Origin of the sequence: uncultured Campylobacter sp., assembly GCF_938045405.1 — a bacterium.
In the GTDB taxonomy this organism is placed as follows: Bacteria; Campylobacterota; Campylobacteria; order Campylobacterales; family Campylobacteraceae; genus Campylobacter_B.
This window is the reverse complement of sequence record NZ_CALIMW010000192.1, coordinates 1-3,891: the sequence shown is the minus strand read 5'-3', so window position 1 is coordinate 3,891 and position 3,891 is coordinate 1. Positions and strand designations below refer to the sequence as shown.

The 3,891-nt window shown below is 45.7% G+C and carries 6 protein-coding genes; 5 read left to right on the top strand and 1 reads right to left on the bottom strand.

The window, feature by feature from the left end; genetic code table 11:
• The 5 genes from Q0140_RS07250 to Q0140_RS07230 all read left to right on the top strand — a co-directional run.
• Positions 1–180: hypothetical protein (locus Q0140_RS07250; RefSeq protein WP_297963336.1), on the top strand; the 180-nt coding region annotated here is incomplete at its 5' end.
• Positions 181–268: 88 nt separating this feature from the next.
• On the top strand, positions 269–1,672 hold the full coding sequence (locus Q0140_RS07245) for an anion permease (RefSeq protein ID WP_297902954.1): 1,404 nt from the start codon (positions 269–271) through the stop codon (positions 1,670–1,672).
• Positions 1,673–1,737: 65 nt separating this feature from the next.
• On the top strand, positions 1,738–2,187 hold the full coding sequence (locus tag Q0140_RS07240; RefSeq protein WP_297963334.1) for a helix-turn-helix domain-containing protein: 450 nt from the start codon (positions 1,738–1,740) through the stop codon (positions 2,185–2,187).
• Between the two features lie 3 nt (positions 2,188–2,190).
• The gene (locus Q0140_RS07235; protein ID WP_366112851.1) at positions 2,191–2,691 is read left to right on the top strand and encodes a WYL domain-containing protein; all 501 of its coding nucleotides are present in this window, start codon (positions 2,191–2,193) and stop codon (positions 2,689–2,691) included.
• A gap of 123 nt (positions 2,692–2,814) precedes the next feature.
• Positions 2,815–3,228 carry an alpha/beta hydrolase gene (locus Q0140_RS07230; RefSeq protein WP_297963332.1) on the top strand — a complete coding sequence of 138 codons (414 nt, stop codon included), beginning with the start codon at positions 2,815–2,817 and terminating at the stop codon, positions 3,226–3,228.
• Between the two features lie 499 nt (positions 3,229–3,727).
• Here Q0140_RS07230 and Q0140_RS07225 read toward each other — a convergent pair whose 3' ends face one another.
• A complete protein-coding gene (locus tag Q0140_RS07225) occupies positions 3,728–3,877 on the bottom strand; it encodes a DUF475 domain-containing protein (RefSeq protein ID WP_297962801.1) in 150 nt (49 codons plus the stop codon).
• Positions 3,878–3,891 lie beyond the last annotated feature (14 nt).

The window sequence follows — 3,891 nt, the reverse complement described above, 5'->3', positions numbered from 1 at the left end:
TTTCATAAAATTTTACCGAAGTTCGCGCAGCGCGTGAAATTTAAAGCGACTTTGAATCGCGGTGGAATTTTACGCCGCACGCCGCGAAATAGAGAATTTAAAATTCTCCAAATTTGCTGCGCGCCGCAGGTAGCAAGCTGCACGGCGGAGAATTTAAAATTTCGTCTAGTTTGCCGTTAGCTTGAAGCGATTAAATTTAAAGCCTCGCCGCCGTTTAGGCTAAATTTACGGCAGGACAAATGAGGCAAAATAAAATCAAGGGGTCATTATGAATCCGAAATTTATAAAATTCTTAGCGCTTATCGCAGTCGGCGCGGCGATCTGGTTTTGCCCGCACCCGCAAGCGGTAAGCGCGCAGGCCTGGCATCTATTTGCCATCGTGGTGGTGGCGATTTTAGGGCTCATACTTCAGCCTATTCCGATCGGCGCGATTGCCTTCATCGGCGTTACGGTTGCGGTTTTGACAAAAGTTTTAAAACCTGCCGATGCCCTGGGCGGCTTCGGCAATACGACGATCTGGCTTATCTTTTGCGCTTTTATTCTAGCGAGAGGTTTTATAAAGACGGGGCTTGGGCGTAGGATCGCGTATAAAATCATCTCCCTAATTGGAGATAGTACTCTTAAGATCGGCTATTCTATCGTGATTAGCGAGTTTATCATTTCGCCCGCGATGCCTTCTGCGGGAGCGAGAGCGGGCGGCGTACTCTTTCCGATCGTAAAAGGGCTAAGCAGCGCGCTGGGTTCTGAACCGGGCGATTCCAGGCGCAGAGCGGGTGCGTATTTGATGCAGACGCTTTGGCAAAGCAACGGTATCACGAACGCAATGTTTCTAACCTCGATGGCGGGTAATCCTTTCATCGCAAAGCTCGCCGCCGATACGCTAGGTATTCAAATTTCATGGTCTTTGTGGGCGATGGGCGCTATAGTGCCGGGGCTTGTATCGCTTGCTTTGATGCCGAGCTTGCTTTATAAAATTTGTGCGCCCGAGCTTAAAAAATATCCGCAGGCAAAACAGATCGCAAGTCAAGAGTTAGCCGCTATGGGCGCGATGAGCTACGGCGAAAAAGTGGTCGTAGGCGTGTTTGTTTGCGCGCTCGCACTTTGGGCTACGGGCGGGCTAACGGGCATCGGCGCTACGACAGTGGGGATGCTTGCCATTTGCGCGCTGGTGCTAAGCGATGTGTTGTCGTGGCAGGATGTGCTCGGTGAAAAAGGCGGCTGGGATACGCTCATTTGGATGGGCTCGCTTATCACGCTTGCGGGAGGACTTAGTAAGCTAGGTCTGGTTAAGTGGTTTGCAGACTTCGTAGCTGCTGGCGTCAGCGGAATCCCATGGATCGCCGCACTTGGAATTTTGCTTTTGGTATATGTCTATTCGCACTATCTTTTTGCTAGCCTCACGGCACACATCGCCGCGATGTATGCGACCTTTGCTGCGGTTGCTGTAGCTGCGGGAGCGCCTGCGTATCTGGTCGCTTTAGTGTTTGCGTATGCGTCGAATTTAATGATGCCGGTTACTCACTACGGCGGCGCACCTGCTCCGATAATTTTTGGCGCAGGATACGTCACGCAGAACGAATGGTGGCGGCTGGGATTTATAATGACTACGCTAAATTTAGTGATATGGACTTTTATCGGCGGGGCTTGGTGGAAAGTGCTTGGGCTATGGTAGAATTTCATTGGCGCGATAGTCTTTAAATTTGCTGTGCTAAATTTAACCTAAGCACAGGAGCGTAGATGGGTAACAAAAAAATATTCGAGTTTTTAAATTTGCTTAGCGTACTCGTGCGTACCGGCGAGATAAATCTTAAATCTTACGCCGCGACCACGGACCTTAGCGAGCGTACGCTGAGACGGTATTTTGCCGATCTACGCGAGTTTTTCGGTACCGAAAATTTTATTCTTACCGAACGCGGCAACGTAGGCATCACCGATAAAAATTTACTCAGCTCACTAACGCTTCCAAGTGAAAAGGAAAAGCTCGAGTTTCAAAAGCTCGCCGATCTGCTTCATGTTATCAACCCAGGCTTTACCGAGGTCTTGCCGCCTGCGTATAAACGTGTGGACGAAAAGCTCGCCAAGGAGCTTGCGGATATATTTTTGATCAAAGGGAGTCCGCACGAAAGGCCGCCTAAGATCGTGGTTTTGATCAAGCTCCGCAAGGCGATCGGCTTTAAAAAATATTGAGATATCACGTATGAAGATGAGACAATAAAAAGCGCCAAAGCGTTAAAAATAATCTATTCTAAAGGAAACTGGCAGCTTGCGATTATCGATGCGCAAAACCCCGTAAATAATGGCTTTCGCATCATTCGGATTAAATTTATAAAAGAGGTCGTGCTGCACGCAAATACCTTCAATCTCAGCGAGCATACGCGGAAATTCCTGCTGAATATGGAGAGCTTTTACGACGGATACGACGTCGAGCCTTATATGTGCGAAGTCGCCGTATCGCCCAAAATTTTAAAATTTTTTGAAGCAAAGAAGTTTTTTCGCTCGCAAAAGATCGAAGGTAAATTTAAAAACGGCTGGAGCCGCCTAAGCTACGAGATCAGCAGTGACGATATGATTTTGATGCTCGCGCAAAGATTTTTTCCGCATTTCGTGATTCTATCTCCGCGCACCGCCCGTAAAAAATTCGACGCTCAAATCCGCGAGTATCTGCAAAATGAGAAGCTTGAATTCGATTAAAATTTAAACGCATTTTTATGTAGCGCTAGCCTGGTTTCAAATGGAATTAAATTTAATATGATAAATTCCATATATACTGAACTGGCGTAAAATTTTATCTTAAATCGAAGGAGGCGCGCCGCGATGCAGAAGAATAACGTTGATATAAATGGCATAAATATAGTCTATTATAGTGCGGGCAATGCGAGCGAGAGCATTTTCTTGCTACACGGAGGCGGGGTTGATTCTGCAATGCTTTCGTGGAAAGAGATCATACCACTACTTAGCAACGAATATCGCGTCATAGTGCCCGATTTACCGGGATACGGCGATAGTGATAAGATAAAGGGCGAGTATTCTTTAAAATTTTATACGGAAATCTTAAAAGCCTTTATTGAGAAATTAAGCGATGGACCTATAGTTTTTGTTGGTATTTCGCTAGGCGGCGGTATTAGTATAAATTTGAGTTTGAACTATCCTGAGTTAATAAAAATTCTAGTGCCGCTCGATGCATGGGGATTATTTAAAAAGCTACCACGTCATAGGCTTTTGTACTAGTTCGTGCATTCAAGGCTAAATGATAATTTAAACGCTTTGGTTTGTAAATTTCCATCTATAATCAAATTCTCGCTTAGATATAATCTTTTCGGTGATAAGTCCAAGATTAGCAATGAATTGGTTTGCGAAATAATCGAAGCGATGAAAAAACCGGACGCCGACAGAGCTTTTATTTCGTTTCAGCGAAGCGAGATAAAAAAGGAAGGAGTTGCAACCGATCTGTTCTCTCGACTTAATGAGATTAAAATCCCAGTATTATTGGTCCACGGATCTTTGGATAAATTAATCCCGCTAGAAGGAGCCGTCCAGGCGAGCAAAATAATACCTAATTGCGAAATTTATATAATGCAAGGCTGTAAACACTGGCCCGCAAAAGAAAGACCGCAGGAATTCGCTGCTGTTTTAAAATCGTATATAAAGAGGCACAATGGTCGCTTGCACTTTAGAACTTAACACCCATTAATTCCGCGCGGCACCGCAGAATTTTACCTAGGAATTCTCACTCGTTGTTTCCCGCGATCGTTTCGATGAGTTTGCGCTTGTTGCGGCGGTTGTAAAGCACCGACGAAAGGAGCGATAGCGCGATAAACAAGATCCCCACGGTGCCGGTTATGATCTCGCTTACTTCAAATTTCAGCTTGGCAAACATTATAAACGCCAAAC